Genomic DNA, 16,229 nt, shown 5'->3' with positions numbered 1-16,229 from the left:
GTATGGTGATCCGTGTGCAGCTCAGGTACCAGTTCCGCGTGTACCCGAGTGCTCCGCAGCGGCAGCAGCTCGCGAGGGCGTTCGGGTGCGCCCGTGTCGTCTTCAATGACGCGCTCCGCGCCCGCCGGGACGCCTACAAGCAGGGCGCCAGGCGCCCGAGTGCGGCCGAGCTGTCGCAGCGGTTCATCACCGCAGCGAAGCAGACCGACGACCGGGCGTGGCTCGGTGAGGTGTCCGCGGTGGTCCTCCAGCAGTCCCTTCGGGATCTGGAGACGGCCTACAGCAACTTCTTTGCCTCGAAGAAAGGCCTCCGTAAGGGGCCGAAGATGGGGCCGCCGAAGTTCAGGAAGAAGACCAGCCGTCAGGCGGTCAGGTTCACGAAGAACGCCCGGTTCTCCGTCACCGCGGACGGGAAGCTCAGGCTTCCGAAGATCGGTGACGTGGAGGTGCGCTGGTCGCGCACCCTGCCCCGTGATCCGTCGTCCGTGACGGTGATCAAGGACGCGGCGGGAAGATACTTCTGCTCGTTCGTCGTCGAGGCCGAGGACAAGCCCCTCCCGGAACTGGACGCTGAGGACACCGACACCGGGATCGACCTGGGGCTGTCCACGTATGCGGTGCTGCGCGGGCGGAAGATCAGGACACCGAAGTTCTTCCGCCGCGCCGAGCGCAAGCTCAAGCGCGCCCAGCGCAAGCTGTCCCGCGCTCAGAAGGGCTCCGGCAACCGCCGGAAGGCCAAGCAGGCTGTAGCGAAGGTCCATGCGCGCGTTGCCGACCGGCGGCGTGACTTCATCGAGCGGGAAACCACCAGGATCATGCGCGAGAGCCAAGCCGTGTACCTGGAAGACCTGGACGTGAAGGGCATGACCAAGACCTTCGGCAAGAGCCTGCACGACCAGTCACTAGGCCGGTTCGCCCGCACCCTGGAAGCCAAGTGCGCCAGGTACGGGCGGACTTTCGTCAAGGTCGACCGGTTCTTCCCTTCCACCCAGTTGTGCTCCGCACCCCGATGCGGAGCCCTCACCGGCCCGAAGGGGAAAGCCGGTCTGCGGATACGCACCTGGACATGTGCCGCGTGCGGGACCGTCCATGACCGGGACGAGAACGCCGAACACAACCTCCGCGCCGAAGGCCGGCGCATCGTGGCCGAGGGACGCCCGGACACATAAAACGCCTGCGGAGCCCGTATAAGACCCGGCAAGCCGGGCGGTGGGTGATGAAACAGGAACCATCTACGACCGCCGCCCAACAGCGGCGGCCCGGTGGGAATCTCCACCCCACCCTTCAGGATGGAGAGCGTCAATGGACGGCGGTGCCCTCCAGTTCGACCATCAGGGTGGGGATCGCCAGCCGGGTCACCCCGAGCATCGTGGTGGCCGGCGCCACCCCGGCGGCGCCCAGCCGCGACGCCAGCACGCCGTAGTGCTGGAAGAGCAGATCGACGTCGGTGGTGTAGACGTTGAGCCGGACGAGGTTCACCAGGGACATGCCGCCCTCGCCGAGAACCGCCTCCAGGTTGTCGAGGCTCAGCGCCAACTGCGCCGCCATGTCACCGGCATGCTCGGGCTTGCCGTCGCCGCTCATCGCGGTCTGCCCCGCGCAGTACAGGGTCCGGGTGTGCCCGGAGACGATCTCACCCTGGTTGTAGCCCAGTTCCACCGACCACGTCCACGGGTTGACCGCCGTTCGCTCCACAGCCACATCAGCTCCATTCAAGTCATCGACAGTACGCACGTCCATCGGCTCGGCTAACCGGCCGCCTCCGACGTCACGTTGAAAGCCTCCCAACGAATGACGACATCCTGTGTCGTGTATCTCGGTAGAGTTTTCCCATGCGCGCCAACCGGTTGGTCTCGCTGGTGCTGCTGCTGCGCCAGCGCGGTCGGCTGTCCGCGGCCACGCTGGCCCGCGAGCTGGAGGTATCCACCCGCACCGTGCTGCGCGACATAGAGGCGCTGTCCGCGGCCGGCGTCCCGGTCTACGCCGAACGCGGCCGGCACGGCGGCTTCGCGTTGCTGCCCGGTTTCCAGACGGAGCTCACCGGGCTGAACCACGACGAGGCGCTCGCCCTGCTGGTCGCCGGTTCACGGCGCGGCGCGCAGGTGTTCGGCCTCGGCTCGGCGCTCGCCTCCGCCATGCTCAAGGTGGTTGACGCGCTGCCCGAAAGCCTCCGGGAAACGGCGGCCGGCGTCGCCGAGCGGCTGCTCATCGACCCGGAGACCGACCTCCTATCCCGCCGGCTGGTCCCCGAAGAGGTACCCGACACCGTGGTGGCCGAGGTCCGGCGCGCGGTGCTCGCCGGACACAAGCTGCGCATCCACTACGCGGCGGTGGACCAGACCCCGAAATGGCGCACGGTGGACCCGATCGGCCTGGTCACCGTGCGCGACCAGGGCTACTTGCTGGCCACGAGATCCGGCGCGGACCGCACCTACCGGCTGTCCCGGATCCTGGCCGCCGAGGCACTCGCCGAACCCGCACAGCGACCGGACCGGGTCGATCTGGACCGGGCCTGGCAGGAACGCAGCACGCGGTTCCGGACGGGCGGCGAGCAAGTCGCCGTGCTGGTACGGCTGGACCCGGCACGGCGGGCGGACCTGGTGGGCACCGCGCTGGCCGTCCGCACCGAAGAAACCGACCCGGACGGCTGGCTGCGGATGGAGGTGACCTTCCAGGATTCACGACACGCCGAATGGGCGCTGTGGCAGCTCGCCACGAACGCGGAAGCCCTGGCCCCGCGATGGCTGCGCGACGCCCTGCGCGACCGCGCCGCCGCGATCGCCACCCGCTATGCAGGGTCGTCCTGACGACACCCAGGCCGGGGCGGCGTCATGAACGACACACTCGGGCAACGCCTAGTATCCGCCTGTGTCACTCAACCTTCGCCTACTCTCCGAGGCCGGTCTCCCCAGCGGCCGCGTCATCACCTCCGGTGCCGGGAACGGCGGCGTTCAAGCTCTGTGGCTGAGCGACGGCGCGGCCTCCGGCGAGTTGTGGGCCCGTCTCCGGGCCGAGCACGCCAACTCCGGCCTGTGGCCCCTGCTTCTGGACTCCTGGGAACCGGCCACCGAGGCGTTCGGGCCCTGGGCAACGGGCGAGTTGTTCCGCGAACGGATGACGTCCCCCGACGCCCACCGGCCGGCCGAACTCCTCGCCCAGTGGTGGTCGGAATTCACCGCGTACGACGAGGAGGACGATCACCTCTCGCTGGACCAACGCATGGACATCACCGCCCCCTTCGGGCAGGACTGGCCGGGTCTCGTACCCGGGCGCGAGTCCCCGGCCGACCCCGACGACATGGCCGCCGCGTACGCCCAGGTCCTCACCGCCCGCCAGCCGCACGCCCGGCTGGGGCTCGTGGCCGCCGCGCACGGCGCCGACGCCCTCGCGGCCGTTGGCTGGAGCGGGCCCGTCAACTACGACAACGACACCGGGAAGTACGCCGCCGTCGTCCGCGACTGGGAACGGCGTTTCGGCGCGCGCGTCGTGGCCCTCGGCGCCGACACCCTTCATCTGAGCGTCGCCGCGCCCCCGACCAGCGCGGCGGAAGCCCTGCCCATCGCCGCCGAGCACTTCGCCTTCTGCCCGGACAACATCTGGCAGGGACCCCACCCCCAGACGCTGGCGGCCTACGCCGACCGCATCATCGACGCCAACTCCTGGGAATTCTGGTGGGATTGACCATCCCCAGGCGGGAGACCGGCCGACTTCACCCCTCCTCGCCCTCCATGCCCTCGTCGCCCGCCGAGCCGGGCAGCAGCGGGAAGAGCCGGGCGATGAGGGCCACCGGGCGGGCGGCTGCGGGCCGGGCGGCGGGCTGTTGCTCCCGGTCCTGGTAGGGCGCGAGCGCCTGGCGCACCGCGGCGGCGACCGCGCCCAGCTCCTCGGGGGTCAGATAGACCACCGCGCTGAACGCCTCGTCCCGGCGCCACTCGTCCGGGGCCCGGTCGCGCTGGGCCAGCCACCGCCGGTAACTCTCGTCCTCCAGCCCGCGCGCCAGTTGGCCGAAGCCCTCACCCGAGGCGTCCGCGGCCGGTGGCTCCGCCTGCCGCAGGCGCCACGGCCGCGCCCGGCCGCCGGTCACCGGTACCTCCTCGATGTGCCCGTAGCGCGCGAGTTGCCGCAGGTGGAACGAGCACAGGCCGGAGCTGTAACCGAGCCGCCCGGCCGCCTCGGTCGCCGTGACGGTGCCCAACTCGGCGAGCAGCTCCAGCAGGGCGGTGCGGACCTCGTGCTCGGGCATGCGGTCATCGGTGTGACGCGGGCCGCCGGCCTCCGCGGGCGGGGACGCCGCGTTGACGTCTTCTTCAGTCACTTTGCAAAGTCTGCTACTTTGCAAAGCGCTTCGCAATGGCCCCCGCACCCCAACCGCCGTGAGAGCGCGCCAGGTCGCGATGCCGGCCAGCTCCGCCCGTGTGAGAGAAGAAGGTGTCCGCAGTGTCCGTGCCGCAGGATCAGCCCGGGATCACCGACCGCCGGGTCCGCGTTCAGGGGAAACCGGTCGACTCCTACCCGGCGTTGCCGCCCGGCGCCGAACGCGCCACCGTCCGCCGGATCACGGTGGTCGGCGAGGAGATCCTGCACCGCCCGTGCCAGGAGGTGACCGAGTTCGGCACCCCCGAACTGTCCGCCCTCATCGACGACATGTTCCTCACCATGCACATCGCCGACGGCGCCGGATTGGCCGCGAATCAAGTCGATGTCGACCTGCGGCTGTTCGTGTACGACTGCCCGGACGACCACGGCGTCCGGCACGTCGGCCACATCATCAATCCGGTCCTCGACGAACTCGACTCGGCCGGACGGCACTTGGTCGACGACTCGGAGGGCTGCCTGTCCGTGCCCGGCGCGGTGATGGACGTTCCCAGAACCGACCACGCGGTGGCGCGCGGCTTCGACAAGGACGGCAATCCGCTGGTCATCGAGGGAACGGGCTACTTCGCCCGGTGCCTCCAGCACGAGACCGACCACCTTCTCGGCCACCTCTACCTGGACCGGCTCTCCCGGCGCGACCGCAAGGACGCGTTGCGGCAGATGGCCGACCGCGCCGAGCAGGTCTTCGCCCAGCGCGCCGCCAAGGCGGCCGGCCTGAACCGCTGAGTTCAGGAAGCGGAGGGAGAGAGGTTCAAGCGTAGGTGCAGCCCTCCAGCATGTCGTCGCCGTAGTGCCGCAGCAGGACGTCGCGAAGCAATCCCTCGGGACGGTCGGGGCCGCCTTTGCCGTAGGTGGTGAAAAGGCTCTGCACGGCGTGCTCGGTCTCGATGACAGGCTCGACACCGCGCCTCGGCCCGCCCCCGTCCGGATCCATGTAGTCGGGGTTGTCCCGCTCGTCCCACAACGTCGTCGGCTCGGCCAACCCGTAGACCGCGAACGTCCGGGTTGCTCCGGCCCTGATACGGCTCGGCGACCCGCGGGTTGTCGAAGTCCAGCCCGGTGAAGCAGACGGCGACGTCCCCGCGGCCGGCCGGCAACGCGGTGAGCGCCGCGGCCACTTCGGTGGCGGAGCCGAACGCCTCGACGGTCATGGCTTTGCCGTACAACTCAACGGTCTTGCCGAGCAGTTCGGTGCGCAGCGCCGTGCGCCAGGCGTCGGCCACCTGGTTTGCGATGGACAGCGGGGTGGACGCGCCGAGTCGGCCCGTCACCAGCGCCCATCGGGGCTGCACGACACGTTCGTCGAGGAGGTCGGCGCACACCCGCGCCAGTTGTTCGTGGGACATCCGGACCGGCTTCGTGGTCGTGACCCACATGTGTTCCCACACGCCCATCCGGGAGCTCGCTTCGTCGTCGGTAGTCGGCCACAGAGGATCCCCATGGTCCATCGCTGATCATATGACTGCCGGTTGGCCGTGGTGCGTCCGCAACGGCGCGACCTAGAAGCGACGCACGAGGCCGTTCAGACGGCATCGGCTCGTCACCGACTTCAGCAAGCGGGCCGGCTGGGCCGGAGCAACGCGCCACCTGGGTCCGGCGGGCCCCGCCCGGGCGCGGCAGGCGTCCGGGCGGGGCTGGTGGCCGGTGGCTCAGAAGGTCACGTCGCTGCAGAAGAAGTAGATCTGGTCGGCGTGCGAGGCCTTCCAGATCGTGTACACAACGTGGTGACCGCTGCGGCCAGGCGCGCTGACGTCGACGGTGTAGTGGTTGGCGGGCGCGTACCTGCCCGTCGAGGCGACCTGCTCCAGGTCACCCCAGTCCAGGGCGTCCGTCTGGGCGTTGTAGCCCTGCCTGGTCACGTAGACCTGGAGGTAATCGGCGCCGTGGTACGCCTGGTCGAGGACGTCGACCGTGAAGTTGCTGCTGATCTGGTCGGTCTTCCACGCGCCCGGAACGTCCATGGAGTTGTACCGGCCGTCACCGGTGTGGCCGGCGCTGCAAAGCTGGTTGTCGGGGATGAACGCCTGGAAGTTACCGCCGGTGCCCTCGCGGTACAGGCCGTTCCAGTTCCACATGGCGTTGGTGTCGTGCTGCCACGCCTGCCAGCACATCGGGTCCGTCTGCGCCATGGTCGGGTTCTGGAAGTCGCTGCCCCAGCGCTGCCAGCAGCCGTAGTTACGGGAGACGGGGTCCGCGGTGGAGCCGTGTGCGGAGGCGGTCGGGGCGGTCCAAGGCGTCACGAGAAGCGTGGCGGCGGCCAGGACTGCCAGAAGTGCACGGAGGGTCCAGCCGCGCGCGTCGGTGCGGTCGTGTCGAAGCGTTAACACTGCGACTCCTCGTCCGGAGGGGGGTGGATGTCCGGTTGGGAGCGCTCCCAGTGAGGAGTTCTTTTCCCCACCGATACGCGATTGAAACGTTACACGGAGGGCATGTTCGGCTCCGCCGGGTGATGGATGCCCCCGCTGCCTGCCCTGCGGGGCGGGCAGCGGGGCGCTTCTGCCGTTCGAGGGGTTATGCGCCAAGCGTGTCGTTGACAACGCCCGCGACGAACGCCCGGGCCGCTGCCGCCGACACCCACAACTCCGGGCCGGAGCCCTGCTGCTTGGTATCGCGCAACCCCATTTCGCCGGACGCCGTGGCTACTTCCACGCACGCCTGGTTGCCATTGCTGTAGCTGCTGGTGCGCCAACGCGCGTCAGTGCTGCTGTTCATAGCTCCTCGCCACTTCAGCGATCAGGCGCAGTGACGCCTGCTCATCCAATGCCGCATCCCACATGCGCTGAAATGCAGCGTCGTACTGGTCTACCTCACTCGGCTTGTCCAAGTAGAGGCCACCTGTGAAGCCGTCCGCGTAGACGGTGGGGGGCTCCGAGGCCGTGCCGTTGCCGTCTTCGGGGAACCGAAGAACGATGAACGGGCCCGTGATGATCCCGGCATGTGCCCCTGCGGCGAAGGGTACGACACGGAGCGCCAGGTTCGGGATCTCCGCCTCGAAGATGATGTGCGCGAGCTGCCGCGCCATGACGGCCGGGCCACCAATCGGCCGACGAAGGACAGCGTCGCTCAGCACAAACCGCACCGCGGGCGGAGCGATCGGCCGACGGAGGATCGCTTGCCGCCTTGTGCGGACTCGTACGCGCCGTTCCATCTCGTGGTCGGAGACGTCCGGGGCGTGTGCCCTGACGATTTCCCGGGCGTACTGCTCCGTCTGGAGCAGCCCCGGCACGATGTCGGACTCGTACCACGTCATGGCCGACGCCGCTTCCTCCAATCCAACGAAGAGGTCGAATCCATCCGGGATGACGTCGCCGTAGGCGTGCCACCAGCCGCGCGCCTTCGTCTCGCGGGCAAGGCCCATGAGGGCCTCGGTCCACTCGACGTCCGCGCCATACGTCTCGCACATGGCGCGGACGTCGAGCGCGCGAAGCGCCACCTGCCCCGTTTCGATCCGCCAGAGCTTCGGCTCCGACCACTCCAACGCCTTGGCGGCTCCGCGCACGGTCATGCCGGCTTTCATTCGGAGATCCCGCAGATAACGGCCCAGTTGGCGTCTGGGGACCGTTGATCCCGTTGTGTGTTCTGACACTTCGCGCCCCTCCCATGTCACCGCTTTGCAATACCGACGGCTGTTAAACGAAGGACCCCCGCTGTCCGATACGCAATGCACGTCAAGAAGTTGGGGCACAACGGGTGGATACCCCGGTTCGTAGCCTTGCGATTCGGGATGCGTGGGCGGGAGCCTGAATTCACCGGCCACCGTGCGTACCGATCCGATCACGCACGAGGGAACGGGAAACGCACTGCGCCCGGAGGCACTTATGACGTTGAACCCGCTCAGACCCACCGCACCCGCGGCGTCCAACGATGACGCCCGCGACGTGCTCGCCGCCTTGAAGGCGGCGCTCGCCGAGCACGGCATCACGCTGCCGTCCCTCGACGTGGACCACTCCACGTGGACCAGTCCCTACTCCGACACCCTGATTGAGCTCGGCCGAGGCAACATCAACACCGCTCGCGCCATCGCCGCCGCACTGACCCGCTCCTGAGGCGGGCAGCGCGCCCGGTCGCGCTCGGGGCGCTGTCCTGCCTCTCGACGATGGATCGCTAGGAGCGCACCCGTGCCCGGATGCCACCACACCGGCCAGCTTGACCGCCGCGCGGACGGCGCGCACTGCGCAGATTGCGACGCACTGATCTACGCCGCGACCGCGACCGCGCCGGCCGAGCCACCGCCCCCGGTGGCGCCGCCAGCCCCACCGCTGGCGGACGCCTCACCGTGACCACCGCCTCTTCACCCACACGGGAGAATCACCATGGGCTTCCGTCCCGCACCCCGCATAGCCATCCCGCCGACCGCCCCGGTTCTGGTCTCCGTCGAGGTCAACGCCCGCACCGTCCTGCGCGGCGACCAAGTAATGGTCGGGGGCCAAGCGTTCACCGTCCACGACATGACCGCGCTGGGCCCCGGCCGCAAACGCCTGGCGTTCGCCACCGGGGAGATCCTGACGATGACCCCCACCACCGTGCTGTGGGCCGTCCGCCACCTCGACCCGCGCCACCACCGATGGACACCGAGATGAGCACGGGGATCCAAGCAGCCGACCGCACACGACTCCCGCCCCGGCGCTCCACGCCTGCACAGCTCAGGGCGCCGGGACGGGCCGCACCACTCCAACCAACCCAGAAGGGAAACAGAGTGAGCACTGCAACCGTAGCGCGCGACCCCCGACACCTCCTCTCCTCGGAGGAGTTCGCCGCGGTGGCCGCCACCGTGCTGGACAACAACCCCGGCATGCGGCCCGGGGTGGCCAGCCGCATCGTTGCCCAGGGCCTCGCGTACGTGGCCACGGCCGGCGACACCGAGATGCCCCTGGCGCCCTCCCGCGTGGTGGATGAGGGCTGGCACGCGCTGATTTCTCCACACGTTCCTCTACCTGTGCAGGCGCCTGGGAACATACGTGCCCCATGTGCCTGAGCGGCCCGGCAGCACCCGCGACAGCTACGACCCCGACTGGCTGGAGCACACGCAGACCGCCATCGCGGCAGCCGGCTACGAGGTTGACGCCGAACTGTGGCGTGGCCCGCACGACGACACGTTCCGGGTGGGCGCACCGGCGCAGCACAGCCCGGGCCCGAACTGCGGGCCCACTGTCACGACTCCCAAGCCGAAGAAGCAGCCGACTCCGGCGGTGACCGGTACCGTCTGAGACGAACCACTGCCGGAGGGAGCCAGTCATGGCGGTGTACAGCGGCGACCAGCCGGACGACAGTCGGCCCGTCGTGTGGACGGATCCCAGGTACGCGGACATCGTCGCGCGTATCGACGCCCTGCGGCGCGACGGGCGTCCTGTGCGCGGCCTCATGAACGAACTGCCTGCCGACCGCCGCCCCCCGGCGACGTAAAGCGACAGCGTGAACGCCCCGGCCGCTGCCCACGAGGTGGCGGCCGGGGCGTTCACGTTCCCGGAGGGGTGTTCCCGTGGGGACGCGACGGCGGGTTGTCGCGTGCAGCCGCAGCCCCCGTTGCTGGTGGGCTGGGCGCTCGCCAGTTCAAGCTTTTTCAAGGGAGCGTCGTCGGCGAACAGCTTCTTGCCGCCTGGAACCGGCCGATTCATGTCAGCCCGGCGCCTTGCGGCTGAGGCTTTCCCACGCGCGGTACCCCTCCGTTCTCGCCCGGTCCATCTCCTGGACCAGGTCGTAGGACCGGCTGCCGACGATGAGGCGGAGGGGCGGGTCGGGCAGGTCCACGAGCTCCATGATGACGGGCGCGGCCGTGCTGGGGTCGGGACCGGCGTCGTCGCCCCACATCTCGGCCAGCCGGGCCCGCAGGGGCTCGTAGAGCGGGTCGGGGTCGGTCGCCGTGATGCCCAGCGTGAACAGCCCGGTGTTGTAGCCGCCCGGCTGGACGATGGTGACCTTGACGCCGAACGGTTCAAGCTCCATGGCCACCGACTGGCTGAGCGCGTCGAGCGCCGCCTTGCCCGCCGCGTACGGCCCGACCGAGGCCACCCCTCCCCCGCTGCCCATCGAGGTGACCTGCAGGATGTGGCCGGAGCCCTGGGCCCGCAGGTGGGGGATGACGGCCTGGGTGACCCAGACCGCGCCGAAGAAGTTGACGTCGAAATGCGCGCGGATCTGCTCCTCCGTGGCCTCCTCCAGCATGCCGAAGAGCAGGCCGCCGGCGTTGTTGACCACGATGTCCAGCCGGCCGAACGCCGCCGCCGCGCGGTCCACCGCGGCCATGACGGCGGCGCGGTCGGACACGTCGAGCGGCAGGCACACCAGGCTGTCGGGATGCTTCCCGGCCAGGTCCGCCAGCGGCCCGACATCGCGCGCCGCTCCCACGACACGGTCCCCCGCGGCCAGCGCGGCCTCGGTGAACGCCCTGCCCAGACCGCGGGACGCGCCGGTGATGAACCACACCCGAGAGGTCGTCACTGACTCCCACCCTTCTCTTGTCTCAGCCGAGACGGAACGCTCCGTCTCGTTGCAGTGCCCTCAGTGTGCCACCAGAGGGCGGTGGCTTGTCAAGACGGACCGTCTCGTCTTTTGTTCGCGCTATGCTCGGGGCATGTCGTCCGGCACCAGACACCCCGATCCCACGCGCCGCAGCGAGCGCTCGCGGCAGGCGGTCCTCCGGGCCGCGCGCGAACTCATCGCCGAGGTGGGGTACGCCAAGCTCTCGATCGAGGGAATCGCGGCCCGCGCGGGCGTCGGCAAGCAGACCATCTACCGCTGGTGGCGGTCCAAGGGGGCGGTGGTCCTCGACGCGATCCTGGCGCTGAGCCAGGGCGCGGACGGGATCGCGCTGCCGGACACGGGCGACATCGAGGCCGACCTCAAGGCGGTGATGCGCGCGACCGTCGCCGAGTTCGCGGATCCCGCGTTCGAGGCGCCGATCCGGGCGCTCAACATGGAGATCGCCATCGATCCCGAACTGGCCGCCCAGTACCGGGAGAAGCTGGCGGGGCCGGTCGACGAGGCCAAGAAGGAACGACTTCGCGCCGCGCAACGGGCCGGGCAGCTCGCCGCGGACGCGGATCTCGACCTGGCGCTCGAACTGCTCTACGCGCCCGTCTACCAGCGCTGGTTGCTCCGCACGGCCCCCCTCACACCCGAGTACGCCGACGCCCTCGTCGACCACCTGCTCAAGGCGCTGCGCCCGTAGGATTCCCGACAGCAACCGATCCGAAGGCCACACAGTCAGCCAGTCAGGACCAACACCGCTCAGCCCGGGGCGGCTTCCGGGCGTCGGCGGCTGTCCCCTGCCATGGTGGGGTGTGAAGCGTCGGCAAGAACAAGGGGGCGTTCGACGTGAGGTTCCAGGTGCTGGGTTCCCTGGCGATCCTGCGGGGCGGCCACACGGAGAGGCTCACCGGGCGGCTGGAGCGCACGCTGCTCGCCGCGTTACTGGCACGGGCCGGAAAGCCGGTGCCCGTGGAGGCGCTCACCGACGCCCTGTGGGGCGACCGGACGGATCCCCGCACCGGGCAGCGGCTCCAGCTCACGGTTCACCGGCTGCGCCGCAAGCTCGGGGAGCCGGACCGGCTCTCGTTCGGCCCGGCCGGCTACCGACTGCGGGTGCGGCCGGGCGAGTTGGACGCGGAGCGGTTCGAGTCGCTGGTCGGGGAAGCGGTCGAGGGTGCGCGGCACGATCCGCGGGGCGCGGCCACGTCGCTGCGCGGGGCGCTGGACCTGTGGCGGGGCACGCCGTTCGCCGGGGTGGACCTCCCGGCCCTGGACGACTGGACACACCGGCTCGTCGAACGCCGCCTCATGGCCCTGGAGACGCTGTACGAATCGGAGTTGGCCTGCGGGCGGGCCGCGGAGGTCGTGGCCGAGCTGACCACTCTGGTGCGCGAGCATCCGCTGCGCGAGCGGCTGCACGCGCTGCTGATGACGGCCCTCCTCCGGGCCGGCCGCCCGGCCGACGCGCTGGCGGCCTATCGCACGGCGCGGGACACGCTGGAGGCGGAGCTCGGCCTCGGCCCCGGACCCGAACTGCGCGAACTTGAACGACGCATCCTCATGGGCGAGCCGGCGAAGGGGAAGGCGGCGGCGGCCGAGGACACCGAGCGGGCCGGGGCGCGCACGGCACGTTCGGCCGTTCCGGCGCAACTGCCCCTGAACGTCCGGGCGTTCGTCGGCCGCGACGCCGAACTGGCCGAGCTCGACGGCATGGTGGCGACAACGCGCGCCGCCATCGCGACCGTGGCCGGGACCGCGGGCGTCGGCAAGACGGCGCTGGCGGTGCACTGGGCACACCGGGTCCGCGAGCGGTTCCCGGACGGCCAGCTCTACGTCGATCTGCGCGGTTACGACCCCGACCAGCCGGTCTCTCCGGGGGACGCACTGGGCGGGTTCCTACGGGCGCTGGGCGCGGCGCTGCCCCAGGACCCCGCCGAGCGCACGGCCCGTTTCCGTGCCATGACCGCCGGGCGCCGGATGCTGATCGTGCTGGACAACGCCCGGTCCGCGGAGCAGGTGCGGCCGCTGCTGCCGGACAGCGCGTCGTGCTTCACGCTCATCACCAGCCGGGACACGCTGGCGCCGCTGGGCGCCCGGGAGGACGTCCGCCCCATCCGCCTCGACCGGCTGCCGCCGGCGGACGCCCACCGCCTGTTGCGGGAGTTGCTCGGCGCGCGGGCGACGGCCGAGCCGGCGGCGGCCGAGGCGTTGATCGGCCAGTGCGTCCGGCTGCCCCTGGCGCTCCGGATCGCCGCCGAGCTGATCAGGTCGCAGCCCGACCTCAGCCTGGCCGATCTCGCCGGTGAACTCGCCGAGCGGCAGGGCGCCCTGGATCTGCTGGACATCGACGGAGATCCGTACACCGCCGTGCGCCCCGTGTTCTCCTGGTCCTACCAGCGGCTCGACCCGGCCGCCGCCCGGGTGTTCCGGCTGCTGGGCCTGCACCCCGGCCACGACACCGACGCCCACGCGATGGCGGCGCTGGCCGGGCACGGGCTCCCGGAGACCCGGGGGTCCCTGGACGTGCTGCTGCGCGCCCACCTCGTGGACCGGGGCGCCGACGGCCGGTACCGGCAGCACGACTTGCTGCGCGCCTACGCCGCCGAACTGGCCGCGGCCACCGACCCGGCCGCCGAGCGCGAGTCCGCGCTGAGCCGCCTGCGCGGCCACTACCTGTACGCCGCCTCGGCCGCCATGGCCATCTTCGCGCCCAACGATTACGCGCCCAGGCCGAAGGTGCCGCCACCGGACGGCCCGCGCTCCTCGTTCGCCGGCTACGACGACGCCCTGCGCTGGCTGGACGCCGAACGCGCCAACCTGCTGGACGCGACCCGGCACGGCGATCCGGCGTTCGTCACCCGCATCTCCGAGACGGTGGCCCTGTACCTGCGCGTGCGCGGGTACTTCGACGAGGCGGTCACCCTGCACGGGCGGGCACTTGAAGCGGCCCGGACGATCGGCGACCAGATGGCCGAGGCGAACGCGTCGCGCGTCCTCGGCACCATGATGAATCTGTCGGGTGCCAGTCCCGAGGATGTGAACGCCCATTTCCGGCGGGCGTTGGCGGCATATGAACGAGTCGGTGACCAGGGGCTTCAAGCCTATGTGCTCAGCAGCCTGGCGTGTGTCCGCCTGCGGCTGGGTGAACTCACGGGCGCATTGGGCCAGTTCGAGCGGGCCCTCGCGCTGAACGGCGTGAACGGCAACTGGCGGGTCCGTTGCGCGATCCTGGTCAACATGGGCCGCACGCTGCGCACGCTCGGCCGGCTCGACGAGGCCAGGAACTGCCTGGAGAGCGTGCTTGAGCTCTGCGAGACCCACGGCGACAAGTCCGTCGAGGCCAACACCCACTGCATCCTCGCCGACGTCTACACACGACTGGGCCAGCAGGCACCGGCGTTCGAGCACGCCCGCCGCGGCATGGCCCTGGCCCGCGAGACCGGCTACCGCCAGATCGAAGCCCACTGCCTGGGCAAGCTCGGCACTCTCCACCGCCAACGCGGCGAGCTCACACAGGCGTTGCACCTGCACGGCGAGAACCTCGCCCTGGCGCGCGCCGTGGGCGAGACGGAACTGCTGATCGAGGCGCTGAACACCCTGGCGACCACCCACACGGCCGCGGGCCACGCGGCCCAGGCACTCCGCCTCCACGGCGAGGCCCTGACCCTGGCCACCGTGGCCGGCGAGCGGGTGGCACAGGCGCACTCGCACGCGGGAATCGCCGCGGTACACGCGTCGCTCGACGAGCGCGACGCGGCCCGGTCGCACTGGCGGCAGGCACTCGCCACCTACGAGGCGGTCGGCCTGCCGCAGGCCACCGACGTGCGGGCACGCCTGGACGAGCTCGATGGCCGGGACGGCGAGTAAGGGATCCCGGTCCGCGTCACTGGCCGACCCGTCCGTCGATGCACTCGCGCAGCAGGTCGGCGTGCCCGCAGTGGCGGGCGTACTCCTCGATCCTGTGCACCAGCAACTCCCGGACCGACGTCCTGTCCTTCCCCAGGCGCTCGCCGAGGTCCGGGTGTTCGGCCAGTGCGGCGTCGGTCGCGGCCTGCTCGCGTTCCAGGTCGGCGTACGCGGCGTCGACCGTCGCCCGGTCGGCGACGGCTCCGTCGAAGTCCCCGTCGGGGTCGCCGTACAGCTTCGGCAGCGGGTCGCCGTCGGTGATCCAGTTGCGCCAGTCCCGTTCCACCTCGGCGAGGTGCCGGATCAGGCCGAGCAGCGACATCGTCGACGGCGGAACCGACCGGCGGGCCAGTTGTTCCGCGTTCAGGCCCTCGCACTTCATCCGCAGGGTCAGGCGGTAGTCCGTCAGGAAGTCCTGCAGTGTCGCCAGCTCGCCGTCCGGACTGGCTCCCTCTTTGTTGCGGGGGTCGTCGTCCGGGTCGGCCCACATGTCGGGGTAGACGGTCGCCTGGGTCCATCGCGCGGGTTGGTCGGTCATGCGGTCATGCTCGTCCGTGAAGGCCCAGCTCACAAGCACTTTTTGCGGGCGTCGGCCACGCAGGCGGGCGCTTTCGGAAACACCGTTTCGCAGTGCGGGCGGAGCCGAGGCATTCAAGCGTGGCCAACTCAACCGGTTCCGGCCCCGGCAGGGGTGTGGGGCTCCTACCCTGGACGGGTCGGGTTGGCTGTCTCGTGGGGGTGGGTGCTCATGGATATTCCGCTGGTGGAGGCGGTCGCCGCGATGCGGGATGAGTTGTTGGCGGCGGCTCGGTGCCGGTCCGCGAGCGCTCCGCCCGGCCACCCGGGCGGAGCGTCACGCGGAGACCGTCAGGACTCCAACTGCGTGGCCAGCGCGCGCCGGGCGCGGTTGACGCGGGACCGCACCGTGCCGACCAGGCGGCCGGCGAGGGCGACGCCGTCCTCGAAACCGGGCCGGTTCTCGCGGCGTTGAGCCGTTTCCGCGACGGTCTCCCAGGAGTCGGTGGAGATCAGCGCGGGCCGCGCCCGGTCGTGGCGGATCCGGTCGACAACGGTGCGGCGGGCGATGGCCAGCAGCCAGGTGCGGGCGGTGGCGCGGCCCTCGAAGCGGGGCAGGCTGCGCAGGGCGCGCAGGAACGTCTCCTGCGTCAGGTCCTCCGCGCCCTGCGGGTCGCCGGTGAGGTGGACGACGTACCGGCGGACGTCCGAGCGGGTGGCCCGGATGAAACGTTCCGCGGCGTGCTGGTTCCCGGTGCGGGCGGCGAGCGCCCAGTCGGTGACCGCGGCGTCGTCGTCCCGTCTGCGGGCCTGCCGACGGGAGGGGGTGGGGTTCATGCGGTCAAATTCTCGGCCCTGAAGGGGACCGAGCTTGTTGGCTCGGTCGGGAGGGCGTTGATTGCAAGTGGAGCGCGGCTGGCTGCGGCGTGGTTCCCCTGCGTCCGGAACTAGCGTGTGCTGGTTCT

20 protein-coding genes are annotated in these 16,229 nt (G+C 70.7%); 11 read left to right on the top strand and 9 right to left on the bottom strand.

What is annotated here, in order from left to right; all coding sequences use genetic code 11:
• The first annotated feature begins 2 nt into the window (after positions 1-2).
• Positions 3-1,169: an RNA-guided endonuclease InsQ/TnpB family protein gene (locus RM590_RS26110; RefSeq protein ID WP_311707173.1), complete on the top strand. Its 1,167-nt coding sequence runs from the start codon at positions 3-5 to the stop codon at positions 1,167-1,169.
• A 130-nt stretch (positions 1,170-1,299) separates the two neighbouring features.
• Here the strand turns inward: RM590_RS26110 and RM590_RS26105 are convergent, their stop codons facing one another.
• Complete coding sequence (locus RM590_RS26105) at positions 1,300-1,695, bottom strand: RidA family protein (RefSeq protein ID WP_311707296.1); 396 nt, start codon at positions 1,693-1,695, stop codon at positions 1,300-1,302.
• A gap of 137 nt (positions 1,696-1,832) precedes the next feature.
• Here RM590_RS26105 and RM590_RS26100 point away from each other — a divergent pair, with 137 nt between their 5' ends.
• Entirely contained in the window at positions 1,833-2,807 is a 975-nt protein-coding gene (locus tag RM590_RS26100; protein ID WP_311707172.1) for a helix-turn-helix transcriptional regulator, read from the top strand.
• Between the two features lie 61 nt (positions 2,808-2,868).
• Positions 2,869-3,681, top strand: a complete 813-nt coding sequence (locus tag RM590_RS26095; RefSeq protein WP_311707171.1) for a DUF4253 domain-containing protein — start codon at positions 2,869-2,871, stop codon at positions 3,679-3,681.
• 28 nt (positions 3,682-3,709) lie between these two features.
• Here RM590_RS26095 and RM590_RS26090 read toward each other — a convergent pair whose 3' ends face one another.
• Entirely contained in the window at positions 3,710-4,315 is a 606-nt protein-coding gene (locus RM590_RS26090; protein WP_394813976.1) for an ArsR family transcriptional regulator, read from the bottom strand.
• 122 nt (positions 4,316-4,437) lie between these two features.
• On the opposite strand from RM590_RS26090, the gene def reads away from it, so the two are divergent.
• Positions 4,438-5,100 carry a peptide deformylase gene (def, locus tag RM590_RS26085; protein WP_311707170.1) on the top strand — a complete coding sequence of 221 codons (663 nt, stop codon included), beginning with the start codon at positions 4,438-4,440 and terminating at the stop codon, positions 5,098-5,100.
• A gap of 25 nt (positions 5,101-5,125) precedes the next feature.
• On the opposite strand, the gene RM590_RS26080 is transcribed toward def, so the two are convergent.
• The 4 genes from RM590_RS26080 to RM590_RS26065 all read right to left on the bottom strand — a co-directional run bounded on the left by RM590_RS26080 (position 5,126) and on the right by RM590_RS26065 (position 7,960).
• Positions 5,126-5,356 (bottom strand): hypothetical protein, encoded by a 231-nt coding sequence (locus RM590_RS26080; RefSeq protein ID WP_311707169.1) that lies wholly within the window; start codon positions 5,354-5,356, stop codon positions 5,126-5,128.
• Between the two features lie 667 nt (positions 5,357-6,023).
• Positions 6,024-6,701 (bottom strand): lytic polysaccharide monooxygenase auxiliary activity family 9 protein, encoded by a 678-nt coding sequence (locus tag RM590_RS26075; protein WP_311707168.1) that lies wholly within the window; start codon positions 6,699-6,701, stop codon positions 6,024-6,026.
• A 184-nt stretch (positions 6,702-6,885) separates the two neighbouring features.
• Positions 6,886-7,086 (bottom strand): DUF397 domain-containing protein, encoded by a 201-nt coding sequence (locus RM590_RS26070; protein ID WP_311707167.1) that lies wholly within the window; start codon positions 7,084-7,086, stop codon positions 6,886-6,888.
• Positions 7,070-7,960 (bottom strand): helix-turn-helix domain-containing protein, encoded by an 891-nt coding sequence (locus tag RM590_RS26065; protein ID WP_311707166.1) that lies wholly within the window; start codon positions 7,958-7,960, stop codon positions 7,070-7,072. Before RM590_RS26065 ends, RM590_RS26070 begins: the two co-directional genes overlap by 17 nt.
• 232 nt (positions 7,961-8,192) lie before the next feature.
• On the opposite strand from RM590_RS26065, the gene RM590_RS26060 reads away from it, so the two are divergent.
• The 5 genes from RM590_RS26060 to RM590_RS26040 all read left to right on the top strand — a co-directional run bounded on the left by RM590_RS26060 (position 8,193) and on the right by RM590_RS26040 (position 9,777).
• A complete protein-coding gene (locus tag RM590_RS26060; RefSeq protein WP_311707165.1) occupies positions 8,193-8,420 on the top strand; it encodes a hypothetical protein in 228 nt (75 codons plus the stop codon).
• Positions 8,421-8,687: 267 nt separating this feature from the next.
• Complete coding sequence (locus RM590_RS26055; RefSeq protein WP_311707164.1) at positions 8,688-8,954, top strand: hypothetical protein; 267 nt, start codon at positions 8,688-8,690, stop codon at positions 8,952-8,954.
• 116 nt (positions 8,955-9,070) lie between these two features.
• Positions 9,071-9,349 carry a hypothetical protein gene (locus RM590_RS26050; RefSeq protein WP_311707163.1) on the top strand — a complete coding sequence of 93 codons (279 nt, stop codon included), beginning with the start codon at positions 9,071-9,073 and terminating at the stop codon, positions 9,347-9,349.
• The gene (locus RM590_RS26045; RefSeq protein WP_311707162.1) at positions 9,333-9,581 is read left to right on the top strand and encodes a hypothetical protein; all 249 of its coding nucleotides are present in this window, start codon (positions 9,333-9,335) and stop codon (positions 9,579-9,581) included. Before RM590_RS26050 ends, RM590_RS26045 begins: the two co-directional genes overlap by 17 nt.
• Positions 9,582-9,609: 28 nt before the next feature.
• Complete coding sequence (locus RM590_RS26040; protein WP_311707161.1) at positions 9,610-9,777, top strand: hypothetical protein; 168 nt, start codon at positions 9,610-9,612, stop codon at positions 9,775-9,777.
• Between the two features lie 213 nt (positions 9,778-9,990).
• Here RM590_RS26040 and RM590_RS26035 read toward each other — a convergent pair whose 3' ends face one another.
• Positions 9,991-10,812, bottom strand: a complete 822-nt coding sequence (locus RM590_RS26035; protein WP_311707160.1) for an SDR family NAD(P)-dependent oxidoreductase — start codon at positions 10,810-10,812, stop codon at positions 9,991-9,993.
• Positions 10,813-10,945: 133 nt separating this feature from the next.
• On the opposite strand from RM590_RS26035, the gene RM590_RS26030 reads away from it, so the two are divergent.
• Together RM590_RS26030 and RM590_RS26025 are read left to right on the top strand one after the other, a co-directional pair.
• Positions 10,946-11,542, top strand: coding sequence for a TetR/AcrR family transcriptional regulator (locus RM590_RS26030; protein ID WP_311707159.1), 597 nt, complete (start codon positions 10,946-10,948; stop codon positions 11,540-11,542).
• A 146-nt stretch (positions 11,543-11,688) separates the two neighbouring features.
• Positions 11,689-14,709, top strand: a complete 3,021-nt coding sequence (locus RM590_RS26025; protein ID WP_311707158.1) for an AfsR/SARP family transcriptional regulator — start codon at positions 11,689-11,691, stop codon at positions 14,707-14,709.
• Between the two features lie 16 nt (positions 14,710-14,725).
• On the opposite strand, the gene RM590_RS26020 is transcribed toward RM590_RS26025, so the two are convergent.
• Together RM590_RS26020 and RM590_RS26015 are read right to left on the bottom strand one after the other, a co-directional pair.
• Positions 14,726-15,286 (bottom strand): DinB family protein, encoded by a 561-nt coding sequence (locus tag RM590_RS26020; protein ID WP_311707157.1) that lies wholly within the window; start codon positions 15,284-15,286, stop codon positions 14,726-14,728.
• Between the two features lie 329 nt (positions 15,287-15,615).
• Positions 15,616-16,101 carry a sigma-70 family RNA polymerase sigma factor gene (locus tag RM590_RS26015; protein WP_311707156.1) on the bottom strand — a complete coding sequence of 162 codons (486 nt, stop codon included), beginning with the start codon at positions 16,099-16,101 and terminating at the stop codon, positions 15,616-15,618.
• Positions 16,102-16,229 lie beyond the last annotated feature (128 nt).

It is taken from the genome of Streptomyces litchfieldiae (assembly GCF_031845365.1).
Taxonomy (GTDB): Bacteria; Actinomycetota; Actinomycetes; order Streptomycetales; family Streptomycetaceae; genus Streptomyces; species Streptomyces litchfieldiae.
Note: the sequence above shows the minus strand (reverse complement) of the source record. Positions and strands in the feature narration are given on the sequence as shown.